General features: G+C 61.2%; 12 protein-coding genes. 9 read left to right on the plus strand and 3 right to left on the minus strand.

Features of this window, described 5'->3' with window-relative positions; genetic code table 11:
• Positions 1–678, minus strand: coding sequence for a TetR/AcrR family transcriptional regulator (locus tag A6U86_RS16155; RefSeq protein ID WP_141683714.1), 678 nt, complete (start codon positions 676–678; stop codon positions 1–3).
• Between the two features lie 106 nt (positions 679–784).
• On the opposite strand from A6U86_RS16155, the gene A6U86_RS16160 reads away from it, so the two are divergent.
• Both A6U86_RS16160 and A6U86_RS16165 read left to right on the plus strand, forming a co-directional pair.
• Positions 785–2,152: a cytochrome P450 gene (locus A6U86_RS16160; protein ID WP_068393045.1), complete on the plus strand. Its 1,368-nt coding sequence runs from the start codon at positions 785–787 to the stop codon at positions 2,150–2,152.
• Between the two features lie 67 nt (positions 2,153–2,219).
• Entirely contained in the window at positions 2,220–3,215 is a 996-nt protein-coding gene (locus tag A6U86_RS16165) for a glycoside hydrolase family 5 protein (protein WP_083196888.1), read from the plus strand.
• Positions 3,216–3,276: 61 nt separating this feature from the next.
• Here the strand turns inward: A6U86_RS16165 and A6U86_RS16170 are convergent, their stop codons facing one another.
• Positions 3,277–4,314 (minus strand): dipeptidase, encoded by a 1,038-nt coding sequence (locus A6U86_RS16170; protein WP_068393048.1) that lies wholly within the window; start codon positions 4,312–4,314, stop codon positions 3,277–3,279.
• Positions 4,315–4,528: 214 nt separating this feature from the next.
• Between A6U86_RS16170 and A6U86_RS16175 the strand changes: the two genes are divergently transcribed.
• The 7 genes from A6U86_RS16175 (at position 4,529) to A6U86_RS16205 (ending at position 12,090) form a co-directional block, all read left to right on the plus strand.
• Positions 4,529–6,127: an ABC transporter substrate-binding protein gene (locus tag A6U86_RS16175; RefSeq protein ID WP_068393051.1), complete on the plus strand. Its 1,599-nt coding sequence runs from the start codon at positions 4,529–4,531 to the stop codon at positions 6,125–6,127.
• The gene (locus A6U86_RS16180; protein WP_068393054.1) at positions 6,124–7,137 is read left to right on the plus strand and encodes an ABC transporter permease; all 1,014 of its coding nucleotides are present in this window, start codon (positions 6,124–6,126) and stop codon (positions 7,135–7,137) included. Before A6U86_RS16175 ends, A6U86_RS16180 begins: the two co-directional genes overlap by 4 nt.
• On the plus strand, positions 7,134–8,036 hold the full coding sequence (locus A6U86_RS16185; protein WP_068393056.1) for an ABC transporter permease: 903 nt from the start codon (positions 7,134–7,136) through the stop codon (positions 8,034–8,036). Before A6U86_RS16180 ends, A6U86_RS16185 begins: the two co-directional genes overlap by 4 nt.
• Positions 8,037–8,039: 3 nt before the next feature.
• The gene (locus A6U86_RS16190; protein ID WP_068393059.1) at positions 8,040–8,867 is read left to right on the plus strand and encodes an ABC transporter ATP-binding protein; all 828 of its coding nucleotides are present in this window, start codon (positions 8,040–8,042) and stop codon (positions 8,865–8,867) included.
• Complete coding sequence (locus A6U86_RS16195) at positions 8,864–9,613, plus strand: ABC transporter ATP-binding protein (RefSeq protein WP_068393062.1); 750 nt, start codon at positions 8,864–8,866, stop codon at positions 9,611–9,613. The genes A6U86_RS16190 and A6U86_RS16195 overlap by 4 nt, the downstream gene beginning before the upstream one ends.
• Positions 9,614–9,633: 20 nt before the next feature.
• Positions 9,634–11,142, plus strand: coding sequence for a serine hydrolase (locus A6U86_RS16200; protein ID WP_068393065.1), 1,509 nt, complete (start codon positions 9,634–9,636; stop codon positions 11,140–11,142).
• Between the two features lie 69 nt (positions 11,143–11,211).
• Positions 11,212–12,090, plus strand: coding sequence for a LysR family transcriptional regulator (locus A6U86_RS16205; RefSeq protein WP_068394012.1), 879 nt, complete (start codon positions 11,212–11,214; stop codon positions 12,088–12,090).
• Positions 12,091–12,120: 30 nt separating this feature from the next.
• On the opposite strand, the gene A6U86_RS16210 is transcribed toward A6U86_RS16205, so the two are convergent.
• Positions 12,121–12,987, minus strand: a complete 867-nt coding sequence (locus A6U86_RS16210; protein ID WP_068393068.1) for a D-amino-acid transaminase — start codon at positions 12,985–12,987, stop codon at positions 12,121–12,123.
• Positions 12,988–13,022 lie beyond the last annotated feature (35 nt).

Below are 13,022 nucleotides of genomic sequence, written 5' to 3' on the forward strand. Positions count from 1 at the left end.
TCAGAGCCCAGAAAAGGGCTCTGAAAGCACATCCTCCAGATCGGCCCTCGCCTGCGGCGACAGATAGGGACGCAAGAGGCTCGCAACCTGGCTCAGCCCCCAGTGGACATGCTGTGGGCCGAGATCGTGAACGCCTTCCTGCAGGCCGAGATAGACGGCCCAATAGGTCGAGACGATCCACATATTGGTCAATAGCGGTTTGCGGTCATCAGCGGCGACGCTGATCAAGCCGGAACTTTCCATGCGCTGAAAGATGATATCGACCGAAAGACGCATGCCGGCACTGACAGCCAGGATCGGCTCTCGTAATGCCGGCGCCGTCGCCAACAGGCCCGGAATATCGCGAAACAGGAATCGATAGGTCCAGACCAGCGAGAACCATTTGCGCAGAAAGCCGGCATAGGCTTTCGAGTCTGCCCCCTGCACCGCATCCGCCTCGGTGACAACAGTCAGCGCATCGGCCTCGAAACGGCCAAAGAGGGCCAGCACCAGCGACTCCTTGGTGCGGAAATGATAATAGAGATTGCCCTGATTGATATGGACTGCCTTGGCGATCTCGGCCGTCGTTACCGATTCCGGGCCTTTCTGATTGAAGAGCGACAGCGTCGAAACAAGGATCCGCTCGCGGGTATCGGGCTTTGTTACCGAGCCCATTCTCTTGCCTTTGTTGTCCGACACGATTTTTCCTCTTGAATGCCTAAGGTAATCACCTTACCTCTTTTAAGGTAAATGCCTTAACGTCGATCTACAGGCATTCGCGACGCTGAACAAGGAGGCCTAAAGGATGAATGCAGGCGTAAACACGGCCGATCTATCGCCGGGCACATTTCCGCTGACCCCACGCTCGATGCCGCATGTGCTTCTTTCGCTGATCCGTAATCCCCTGGATGCGCTGCCGCCCGAGATTTTCAGGGAGCCTATCGTCTTCACACAAATGGGCGGGAAATTGCGGGTCTATCTCGCCGATCCCGAGCTGATCTATCAGGCGCTCGTCCGCAATTCCGATGCGCTCGGCAAGGGTGAGGATGTTCGCCGCCTGCTCGGCCCGGCGCTTGGCGACGGGATACTCACCTCGGACGGCGCACATTGGAAATGGCAGCGCCAATCCGTGGCCGGTGCCTTTCGCCACGAAAAGCTCCTGGAACTCCAGCCTTCCATGATCGCAGCGGCGGAGCGTCGACGCGACCTTTGGCTCACCCAGAAAGATGGCACCTTCGACCTCTGCCAGGAAATGATGCGCACCACCTTCGATATTATCGTGGAGACGATGATGTCGGGCGGCGATGGCATCGATGTCGACCGGGTCGAGCGCAACATCACGAACTATCTCAAACCGACCGGCTGGAAGTTTGCTCTGGGCTTGGTTGGCGCGCCGGACTGGATGCCACACCCAGGCAAGGAAAAGGCAAAGGCGGCCGTCATCTTCCTGCGCGCCACCCTCGCCAAGGTGATCGCCGAAAGACGGCGCAGCGGCATCGAACGTCACGACCTCGTTTCCATGCTTCTTGGTGCTGCGGATCCGGAAACGGGCCGCACGATGACCGACGAAGAAATCATCGACAATCTGATGACCTTTATCACCGCCGGACATGAGACGACGGCGCTTGGTCTCGCGTGGACACTCCATCTTCTGGCCCGTCATCCGGACTATCAGGCAAGGCTCGTCGACGAGATCGCCACGGTGACCGATGGGGGCCCGCTCCTTGCCGAGCATGTCGGCAAGCTCACCTATGCAAGACAGGTCTTTTCCGAGGCCATGCGGCTTTACCCGCCGGCGCCGATCATCTCTCGTGCGGCCGTGCGCGACTTCACCCTTGGCGCCTATACGATCCCGGCCGGCACGATCCTCTATGTGCCGATCTATGCCGTGCATCGTCACGCCGCCATCTGGGAGGAGCCGCTGATCTTCGACCCCGAGCGTTTCGAGCCCGAGACCGCCAGGAGCCGCCACCGCTTCGCTTTCATGCCGTTCGGCGCGGGACCGCGCGTCTGCATCGGCAATGGCTTTGCCATGATGGAAGCGGTTGCGATCCTCGCCGTCCTGCTGCAAAGATTCCGCGTGACCGGCTCAAGCGAACCCTCACCCAAGCCGATCATGAAGGTGACGCTGCGGCCGATGCACCCTCTGCCGATCCATCTCGTCGAACGATAGGCGGCGAAACACCCTATTTCGGACACAAGGCAAGTTGAGGTTCGCTCCACATGTCATGGAGATGAGCATGCGCCTGTTGCTATCCGCCGTCTTTTCGCTGCTTGCCGTCACCGCCACCCTTGCTGCGCCTTCCGATCAGGCGGCCATAAAGCTGGGCCGGGGCGTCAATGTTCTCGGCTACGATCCGCTGTGGACCGATGCCGGGAAGGCTCGTTTCAAACCTACCTACTACAAGATGCTGCATGACAGCGGCTTTCAGAACATCCGGGTCAATCTGCAGGCCTTCTCGCATATGGATGCATCCGGCCGCCTCGACGCGCAATGGCTCGCCACGCTTGATCACGTGGTGAAACAGGCGACCGGAGCGGGCCTGAAAGTCATCCTCGACGAGCACGACTATCGCGGTTGCGCAGAGGATGCCAAGAATTGCAGATCGAAGCTGATGGCCTTCTGGAACCAGATCGCACCGCGCTACAAGGACGAGCCGGATACAGTTCTCTTCGAGATCCTGAACGAGCCGAACAAGGCAATAACCCCGGATATCTGGAACGGGCTGCTGCGCGAAGCGCTGGCCGTCATCCGCAAGACCAACCCAAATCGCAGCGTGGTGATCGGGCCGGCAAATTCCAACAACTTCCATTCACTCGACAAGCTGTCGCTTCCGGAAGACGACCGCAACATCATCGTCACGGTCCATTACTACGACCCGTTCGCCTTCACGCATCAGGGGGCCACCTGGACCAATCCGAGCCGTGAAAAGCTGATCGGCGTGACATGGGGCACCCCTGCCGAGCACGCGCAGATCACCCGAGATTTTTCAACAATCGCCGCGTGGTCCCACAGCCATAACAGGCCGATGCTGCTCGGAGAATTCGGAGCCTACGACAAGGGTGATATCGCATCGCGAACGGCTTGGACCGCCAGCGTGGCGCAGGCAGCCGAGAGCAACCATTTTGCCTGGAGCTATTGGCAATTCGAAGGCAGCTTCGGCGCTTACGATGTCGCGAAAAACAAATGGGTCGAGCCGATCTACCAGGCGCTGATGTCAAGGCAGCAGAACTGAATTGGGGCGCAAGGCGCTGCCTTCGCATCGCGCCTTGCGCCCCAAGAGTTAGAGTCCGATCTCAGCCGCCCCAGCTGCGTTCGAGGACACGGATCCAGTTTTCATGGGCGATGTTTCTGATGGCCTGATCGTCAAAACCATGGGCGCGCAGGGCGTCGATCAGCTTCGGCAGGCCGGCAGCGTCGCCAAGCGCCTGCGGGATGGTCGTGCCGTCGAAATCGGAGCCGAGCGCCACATGCTCGATGCCAACCCGCTCGGCAATGTAGGCGATATGGCGAACGAGGAGTTCAATGGGCGTATCGGCATTTCTGGTGCCGTCGTCACGCAGGAACAGAACACCGAAATTGATGCCGACCAGACCGCCCGTGTCGCGGATGGCATCGAGCTGCTTGTCCGTCAGGTTGCGGCTGTGGGGCGAAATCGCGTGTGCGTTGGAATGCGAGGCAACCAGCGGCGCATTCGACAATTTCGCAATATCCCAGAAGCCCTGCTCGTTCATGTGCGAGAGGTCGATCATGATCCGCAACTCGTTGCAGGCGCGGACCAGATCCTTGCCCGCATCGCTAAGGCCGGGCCCGATATCCGGTGTCGAACGGAAACGGAAAGGCACGCCATAGGCAAAGACGTTCGGCCGGCTCCATACCGGACCGAGCGTGCGCAGGCCGGCTTGATGCAGGACATAGAGCGCATCGAGATCCGCCGCGATCGCCTCTGCCCCTTCGATATGGAACACCGCGGCAAATCGGCGGTCCGCAATGGAGCCTCGAATATCAGCAGCCGAACGGCAAACCTTCACGGCGCCATTGGACTGAGCTTCGATTGCCAGAAGAAGGCGAAACATCGCCAGGGTCTCGTTCAGCGCGTCCGGCTGCGAAGGCGTTGGAAAATCGTCGTTCTCGGTGCGGGGCTGATCCGGAGACGGGATGAACACCGCGCAGAGCCCGCCCGCAAGGCCGCCCTGCCGCGCACGCGGCAGATCGATATGTCCCGCGCTCTCGCCCTGCAAAAAGGCGTTCACGGAATTCGAGCTGCCGCGGCGCAGCCGCAGCAACACATCATTATGGCCATCGAAGACGGGGATTATCGAAGATTCGGTCATGTGCCATTCCAAAAACTGTTATCGATACCTGCCTAGGCAAGCTTACCTGCCTCGGCAAATGCAAACCGCGCATAGGGTCTGCGAAAAACGGAATTAGTCGCTCGCAAGACGCGCTGTTAGAGAAGCTAGCGAAAATACGATAGCGACAGAACCGTACCAAGTCCCGCCATGCTTGGCATAGAGCTGTTGTCAAAAGAGTGAAAGGGGATTTCGCGTGGTTTCCAGACGTCAGTTTCTCATCGGCAGCGGCACGCTGCCGTTCCTGTCCTATCTCGATCTTGCTCAGACGGCGTTCGCCGCGACGCCGAAAGACGTGCTTGTCGTTGCCCAGCAGCTCGACAACATGACAAGCCTCGATCCGCATGAAAGCTTCGAAGCCGTCGGCGGCGAAGTGATCAGCAACATGTATCAGAAGCTGGTCCATCCCAACACCGATGATCCCTCCAAGGTCGATCCGGTGCTGGCTGCATCCTGGCAGGCAGATGCGGACAGCAAGGTTTTCACTTTCAAGCTGGCCAAGGCAAGCTTCGCCAGCGGCGCGCCGGTGACGGCAGAAGATGTTGCCTTCTCGCTGCAGCGTGCGATCAAGATGAACAAGGGCGCAGCCTTCATCATCAATCAGTTCGGCTTCACCGCAGAAAATGTCGAAAGCCTGATCGTCGCCACCGACTCCGAAACGCTGACCCTGACGACCGAAAAGCCCACCGCGATCGCCTTCCTGCTCTATTGCCTCTCCGCCAACATCGCCGCGGTCGTCGAGAAGAAGACGGTGCTCGCCAATGAAGCAAATGGCGACATGGGCAATGCCTGGCTGCAGAAGAATAGCGCCGGCTCGGGCAGCTTCCAGCTTCAGGCATGGAAGGCGAGCGAGTCCGTGTCGCTGACCCTCAACCCACACGGCCCCTACAAGGGCAATCTGAAGCGCGTCATCCTGCGCCACGTCACCGATCCCGCCTCGCAGCTTTTAATGCTGAAGAAGGGTGATGCCGATATCGCCCGCGATCTGACCTCCGAGCAGCTCCGCACCATCCAGAACGATGTCGATTTCACCCTGGTCACCAAAAGCATCGCCTCGCTGGTGCTTATCTCCCTCAACCAGGGTGTGCCGAACCTGGCAAAGCCGCAGGTCTGGCAGGCCGTCAAATGGGCGCTCGACTACAAGGGCATGCAGGAAAACATCGTGCCCTTGACCCACAAGGTGCACCAGAGCTTCGAGCCGGAAGGCTTCCCGGCAGCGATCAGCGACACGCCGTTCCAGAAGGATGTGGCCAAGGCGAAGGCATTGATGGCCGAAGCCGGGCTTGCCGATGGCTTCGACGTGACGATGGATCACTATGCCGCCCAGCCCTATCCGGATCTTGCCCAGGCCATCCAGGCAAACCTTGCCGAGATCGGCATTCGCGTGAAGCTGCAGTCGGCCGAAAATCGGCAGGTGCTGACGAAGATGCGCGGCCGCCAGCACGAGATGGCGCTTTCGGCCTGGGGCACGGACTATTTCGATCCGAACTCCAACGGCGAAGTCTTCACCATCAACAAGGACAATTCCGACGACGCCAAGAGCAAGCCTTTCCTGTGGCGCTCGCGCTACAAGAACGACGACTTCGCCGCCAAGGCGGAGGCCGCCCGCGACGAGAAGGATCCGGCCAAGCGCATCGCCCTCTATGAGGAACTGCAGCGCGAGCATATGCAGAATAGCCCCTTCGCCTTCATGTTCCAGACGGTGAAGACGGCGGCATGCCGCAAGGCCGTATCCGGCTTCCAGCTCGGCGCCCTTTCGGAAGCCAATTCCTATCAGGAGACCAGCAAGGCTTGACCCGGCGGCTCAAATCCTTCTCCGCCATCCTGAGCAGCATCGTATTGACGCTGCTCGGGTTGACGGTCGTCACCTTCCTCATCGGCCGCGTCATGCCGGTCGATCCGGTCATTGCTGCCGTCGGAGACAATGCGCCGGAGGCGGTGGTCATCCGCGTGCGGGCCGAAATGGGCCTCGACCAGCCCCTTCCGGTGCAATTCCTGCATTATCTGAACCAGCTTCTGCATGGCGATCTCGGCGTGTCGGTGTTGACGAAGAACCCGGTGTCGCAGGATATCGCCCGCTTCTTTCCGGCGACTTTCGAACTGGCAACCGCGGCACTCATTCTTGCCGCCATCATCGGCATTCCGCTCGGCGTCTGGGCGGCGGTGCGGCAGGGAACCATCACGGATCAGGCGATCCGCGTCGTCTGCCTCGCCGGCCATTCCATTCCGGTTTTCATGCTGTCCCTCATCTCGCTACTGATCTTCTATTCGGCGCTCGGTATTGCGCCGGGGCCTGGGCGGCAGGACATTATCTATGACGGAATGATCACGCCGGTCACTGGACTACTGTCCGTCGACACGCTGCTTGCCGGTGATCTCGATGCCTTTTGGGATGCGCTTGCCCACATGGCGCAGCCGGTCTGCATCCTTGCTTATTTCAGCATGGCCTATATCGCCCGCATGACGCGCGCCTTCATGATCGACGCCCTCAAGGGCGAATTCGTGATTACCGCGCGCGCCAAGGGCCTGTCGCTCAGCAGGGTAATCTGGGGCCATGCCTTCCCGACTGTCGCCGTGCAGCTGGTGACGGTACTGTCACTCACCTATGCAGGCCTGCTGGAAGGCGCCGTCGTCACCGAAACAGTGTTTTCCTGGCCCGGCATCGGCCAGTATCTGACCGCCTCGCTGATGAACGGCGACATGAACCCGGTCATCGGCACCACACTCCTGATCGGCATCATCTATGTGGGGCTCAACCTCGTCGCCGATCTCCTTTATCGTCTGCTGGACCCGAGGGTGCGATGATGCTGGCAACCTTCCGCAACTGGGCGCTCGACGAGTCCCCCACCTCCCGGCGCCAGGCTGCCTGGGGCGATCGCTATCGCATCTGGCTGGGGCTGAAGGGTAACGCTCTCGGCATGATCGGCCTGTCGATCATCCTGCTGTTCATCCTGCTTGCGCTCTTCGCGCCATGGCTGGCCACGCACGATCCGGCCGCACAGGATCTGGCCAATCGGCTTGCCAGACCGAGCGCGGCTCATTGGCTCGGCACCGATGAGCTCGGGCGTGACATCTACTCGCGCCTGCTCTTTGGCGGCCGCGTCACGCTCGGCATGGTCATCGCCGTGGTCGTGCTCGTTGCGCCGATCGGCCTCGCCATCGGCTGTATCGCCGGCTATTTCGGCGGCGTGGTCGACACGGCACTGATGCGATTGACCGACATTTTCCTCGCCTTCCCCCGGCTAGTGCTGGCCCTTGCCTTCGTGGCGGCCCTGAAGCCCGGCGTCGAAAGCGCGGTGCTCGCGATCGCACTCACCGCCTGGCCGCCCTATGCCCGGCTGGCGCGCGCCGAAACCCTGACCGTGCGCGGTGCCGATTTCATCGCCGCCTATCGTCTCACAGGCGCCTCCTCCTGGCGCATCATCATGCGCCATATCGCGCCATTGTGCATGCCGAGCCTCATCGTCCGCGTCACGCTCGACATGAGCTCCATCATCATCACCGCCGCAAGCCTCGGCTTCCTCGGCATGGGCGCACAGCCGCCCTCGCCGGAATGGGGAGCAATGATCGCGACTGCAAAGCGCTTCATCTTCGAGCAATGGTGGGTTGCGACGATCCCCGGCATCGCCATCTTCCTCGTCTCGCTCGCCTTCAACTTCCTTGGCGATGCGCTGCGCGACGTGCTCGATCCGAAGGGGAACTGATCCATGCTGGTCGAGATCGACAATCTGCGCATCGGCTTCAAGACACGCACCGGCCTTGCCCCAGCCGTCAAGGGCGTGTCGCTGCGCCTCGGTTCCGAGAAGCTTGGCATCGTTGGCGAAAGCGGCTCCGGCAAGAGCCTGACAGCGCGTGCATTGATGAAACTCCTGCCGAGGCAAACCCGCATCGAGGCCGACAAACTTTCTTTCGACGGCATCGACATCGTGTCGGCCAGCGAAAAGCAGATGCGCACCATCCGCGGCAAACGGGCAGGCTTCATCCTGCAGGATCCGAAATATTCCTTGAACCCGGTGAAGACCATCGGCAATCAGGTCGCCGAGTCATGGCGCACGCACAAGGGCGGCAGTCGCCGGGAGGCGGTGGAAGCCGCCGCCAATCTGCTGGAGCAGGTCAAGATCCGCAATCCGAAGGCGGTCGCAGCTTCCTATCCGCATGAAGTCTCTGGCGGCATGGGCCAGCGCGTCATGATCGCCATGATGCTTGCTCCCGATCCGGAGCTGCTGATCGCCGACGAACCCACAAGCGCGCTGGATGCGACGGTGCAGGCGGAAATCCTGCGGCTGATCGAGGAGCTTGTCTCCGAACGCTCCATGGGATTGATGCTGATCAGCCACGACCTGCCGCTCGTCTCGCATTTCTGTGACCGGGTGGCCGTGATGTATTCCGGCCGCGTTGTCGAGGAGCTGAAGGCATCGGAACTGCTGTCCGCCGCCCATCCCTATACGCGCGGCCTGCTGAATTGCATTCCTTCGCTTACGCATCCCAAAGAGCGGCTGCCCATTCTCGAGCGTGACCCGGAGTGGCTGAAATGACGATAGAGATCGACAATCTACGTATCCGCTTCGGTGAGCGTGAAGTCGTCAAGGGCGTCTCCTTCAAGGTCGACGAAGGCGGCAGCTTCGGCATCGTTGGCGAAAGCGGCTCCGGTAAGTCGACAGTCTTGCGCGCCATGGCCGGCCTCAACACCAGCTGGATGGGACGCATCGCCTTTGGCGGCGAAGCCGCTCCGCAGCATCGGACGCCGGATTTCTTCCGCAAGGTGCAGATGGTTTTTCAGGACCCCTACGGTTCCCTGCATCCGCGCCAGACGATCGACCGCATTCTGAGCGAGCTGCCGCTGGTCCACCGCATGGGCGATGTCGACCAGCGCATCGCCAGGGCACTTTCGGATGTGGCGCTGCCGCAGAGTGCGCGCTTTCGCTATCCGCACCAGCTTTCCGGCGGCCAGCGCCAGCGCGTCGCCATCGCTCGCGCGCTGATCGCCGACCCCAGGATCCTGTTGCTCGATGAGCCGACAAGCGCGCTCGATGTCTCGGTTCAGGCCGAGATCCTCAACCTGCTCTCCGATCTCCGTGTCGAGCGGAAACTTACCTATGTGATGGTGAGCCATAATCTCGGCGTGATCGCCCATCTCTGTACCGAGGTCGGCGTCATGATCGACGGCCAGATGGTAGAGCAAGTAACGGCCGACGATCTGCGGCGCGGCAACGTCACCCACCCTCATACGCAGGAACTGCGCCGTCTGAGCATCGAGTTCGAGGAAGCCGAACCGGTCTAATCTGCTTTTGCGAGGCATGCATGTCTGAAACGGGAAACTGGAAGGCCGCGCAGGCGCGCGCAGCCCAATTCGCGCAAGATTGGCGAAACGATGAGCCGGGCGGCACAGTCATCGGCTTTGATGCTGATGGCATTCGCTTTGCCGAGGCCGGCGGTGTTGAAAGTCTCTCGACGCTCGCCCCCTTCACTACGGCCAGCGTCGTCCGCTATGCCTCAGTGACAAAACATGCCTTCTGCGCCATGGTGCTCGCCCATTCCGACAAGATCGGTCTCGATGACCCACTCGGGCTGCATCTGCCTGAGCTGCAGTCGCCGCTTCGCGACGTCACTATCGGCCGCGCCCTCGACATGAGCGGCGGTCTACCTGACACGCGCGAATGCCTGTCGCTGCTTGGTCTGTCCGTCTATACGGAGACCAAGGCAGGCCCCCTGCTCGATTTCCTGGCCCGCCAGACGCGACTGAATTATGAGGCCGGAACCGAGATCTCCTATTCCAACACGGGCTACCGGCTCGTGGAAGCAGCGCTTGAGCGCCGTGGCGTTTTCTTTCGCGACTATGTTCGCCAGCTGGGTGCCCAAGTGGGTGCCGTATTCGACGCTCCCGAAGTCTGGAACGATCCCGTCGTCGGCCTGATACCGGGATATTGGCGAGATGGAGAGCGCTGGCAGCTCTCGGCCGCCGGACTGCATATTTCCGCCTCCGGCAGCATGACCGGCAGTGGCGAAAGCCTCGCCAAGTGGCTGATTGGCCACCTCGGCGGCAATGGCTCCTTTTCGGGATTGCTGGAACAGCTCTCGGCACCACGGCATCTCGTCGATGGCAGACCGAGCGGATACAGCTTTGGCCTACGCCGCACCCTGCTGGGAGAGCGCTCCTTCATCGGCCACGGCGGCTCGCATCCCGGCTACAAGAGCTATTTCCTGCTCGATCCCGTTCAGAAAACCGGCTTCGTCGTGGTGTCAAACCGCGAAGACACCAACGGCTACAAGATCGCTCTCGAATCCATGGCAGCGTTGACGGGCGAGGCCCTGCCGCGCACCTCGACTGCCCTGCGTGACGGCACCTATGTGACGGAGAACGGACCGTGGTGGATCAAGGTTGCCGGCAGCACCGTGACCTATCTCGATGCCGACGAAACTTTATATGAGGATGAGGGATCTTGGGTTTCCTCGCGCTCGGCCTCCTCGCCAATGCGCCTGACCATGCAGGGTGAGGCAATCGTCGGAGAGGTAGGTCATGCCGCGCGGCGGTTCCTGCCTGTAGAGAAGCAGGCCGTGCCGCCTTCCCTCTCCGGCGTCTGGAGCTCTTCGGAAGGCGCCAGCTTCGAGATCGACAATGGCAGCGTCATCATGGGTGTCGGCCCGGTGCGTCATCGTATGCCGCTGCAGGCGCTCGGCTCCGGACGCTTCCTCTTCACCCTCAAGGACGGTCCCTGGACCAAGCGGGTCTGCCTCAATCTCCTCGGCGCGGATCGGCTGGAGCTGGTGCTTGCCCGGGCCAGAATGATCGAATATCGCCGCGCAAGCTGATTGCATTCCCGGCCCATTCGGGCCAAGGAGAACCCGGCTTTGATAGCCGGTTTCTTTCGGGAGCTTCGAGTGGAAGTCAAATGGCTTGAAGATTTTCTGGCGCTGGCGCGGACGCTGAACTTTTCCAAGGCCGCCGACGAACGCCATGTGACGCAATCGGCCTTCAGCCGCCGCATCCGGCAACTGGAGGGCTGGGTGGGTGCGAGCCTGATCGACCGGGCCACCTATCCGTCGCGGCTGACTGCCGCGGGCGAACGTTTCGTGCCGGTGGCCGAGCAGACCTTGCAGGCGCTCTACCAGGCACGGCGCAATCTTCAGCATGAGGACGGCACCGATGCGCGCACCGTGACCTTGACGGCGCTGCATACCCTCTCCTTCACCTTCTTTCCCGATTGGCTAAGCCGGCTCAACGCGCGCATCGGACCCATCGTCTCGCACATGCGGCCGGACTCCGGCACCATGGAAGAGAACCTGAATTCTCTCATCGATGGGGATTGCGATTTCCTGCTGACCTATCAACACCTGCACGTGCCCATGCTGCTCGATCCGCAATTCGAACATCACACGCTTGGTCGCGAAACGATCCTGCCGGTCAGCGCAGCGAATGCGGATGGCGCCCCGCTGCATCGTATCGAGCCCGGCTTTTGCCATGTCAGCTATCAGAAGACGTCCTTCTTCGGACAGCTGATGGTGGGGGTTATCGGCGAGCGACTGCCCACGGAAAACCGCGTGCATGTCGGCAGCATGTCTGTGGGGTTGAAGGGCATGGTCGCCGCCGGCTTCGGCCTTGCCTGGATCCCGGAAAGCCTTGTCAGCGCCGAGCTTGCCGATGGCCGGCTCGTGCATGCCGCCGATCCCGAATGGAATATAGACGTGGAAATCCGCCTCTATCGCTCGCGCGAAAATCGCCGTCCGATCGTCGGGCGCATCTGGTCGATGCTGGACTAATCCCGACGATCGGACGACCCTTGCGGCAGCTCAGATCGCGGTGCGCCGCGCGTTTTCCATGTAGAGGGTGCGCAGGCGCTTGAACATCGGTCCGGGCGTCCCGTTCCCGACGTCAACTCCGTCGATATTGGTGATGGAAACGATGAAATTCGAAGCGCTTGTCAGCCAGGCCTCGGCAGCCGCCTTCGCTTCTTCCACCGAGAATGGCCGCTCTTCCAGCACTAGGCCCGCTTCGTGTGCCAGATCAAGGATAGCACGCCTCGTGCATCCCGGCAGGGTCGCATGGCTATTGGCGCGCGTGACGATGCGGCCGTCGCGCGTCACGATGTAACCCGTCGACGACGCGCCTTCCGTCACCATGCCATCCTCGACCAGCCAGGCTTCATCGAAGCCCTCTGCCTTGGCGGCGCGCTTGGCCAGCACCTGCGGCAGCAGGCCGACACTCTTGATGTCGCGACGCGCCCAGCGCTGATCCGGCATGGACTTTACCTTGAGGCCTTTTTCCACGGCGGCAACATGTTCGAGCGTCTTTGCCTGCGTGAAGAGCACCAGAGTCGGCTGCAAATTGTCGGAATAGAAGAAATTCCGATCCTCGGCGCCGCGCGTGTACTGGAGATAGACCATCCCCTCGATAAGCTGGTTTTCTCTGACGAGGCGCTTCTCGATCGCCACGATCTCGTCGGTCGTGATGGGCAAGCGGCCGCCGATCTCGCCAACGCTACGCTCCAGCCGGGCCATGTGCAGCGCGCTGTCGATCAGTTTGCCGTCCAGCACTGCAGTGACCTCGTAAATGCCGTCGCCGAACAGGAAACCCCGGTCGAAGATGGACAGGCGTGCCTCGTTCTCGGGCAAAAAGGCACCATTGAGATAAACGGTGCGGATCGTCGGGGCAGACATGGAAACTCCGTAGTGTGCGAGCTGGGAAATGACGG

It is taken from the genome of Rhizobium sp. AC27/96 (assembly GCF_001692325.1).
In the GTDB taxonomy this organism is placed as follows: domain Bacteria; phylum Pseudomonadota; class Alphaproteobacteria; order Rhizobiales; family Rhizobiaceae; genus Rhizobium.

Coding starts and splice junctions, on each gene's coding strand:
- A6U86_RS16160 (WP_068393045.1), top strand. CDS start 785: ATGAATGCAGGCGTAAACACGGCCGATCTATCGCCGGGCACATTTCCG.
- A6U86_RS16165 (WP_083196888.1), top strand. CDS start 2,220: ATGCGCCTGTTGCTATCCGCCGTCTTTTCGCTGCTTGCCGTCACCGCC.
- A6U86_RS16170 (WP_068393048.1), bottom strand. CDS start 4,314: ATGACCGAATCTTCGATAATCCCCGTCTTCGATGGCCATAATGATGTG.
- A6U86_RS16185 (WP_068393056.1), top strand. CDS start 7,134: ATGATGCTGGCAACCTTCCGCAACTGGGCGCTCGACGAGTCCCCCACC.
- A6U86_RS16190 (WP_068393059.1), top strand. CDS start 8,040: ATGCTGGTCGAGATCGACAATCTGCGCATCGGCTTCAAGACACGCACC.
- A6U86_RS16195 (WP_068393062.1), top strand. CDS start 8,864: ATGACGATAGAGATCGACAATCTACGTATCCGCTTCGGTGAGCGTGAA.
- A6U86_RS16200 (WP_068393065.1), top strand. CDS start 9,634: ATGTCTGAAACGGGAAACTGGAAGGCCGCGCAGGCGCGCGCAGCCCAA.
- A6U86_RS16210 (WP_068393068.1), bottom strand. CDS start 12,987: ATGTCTGCCCCGACGATCCGCACCGTTTATCTCAATGGTGCCTTTTTG.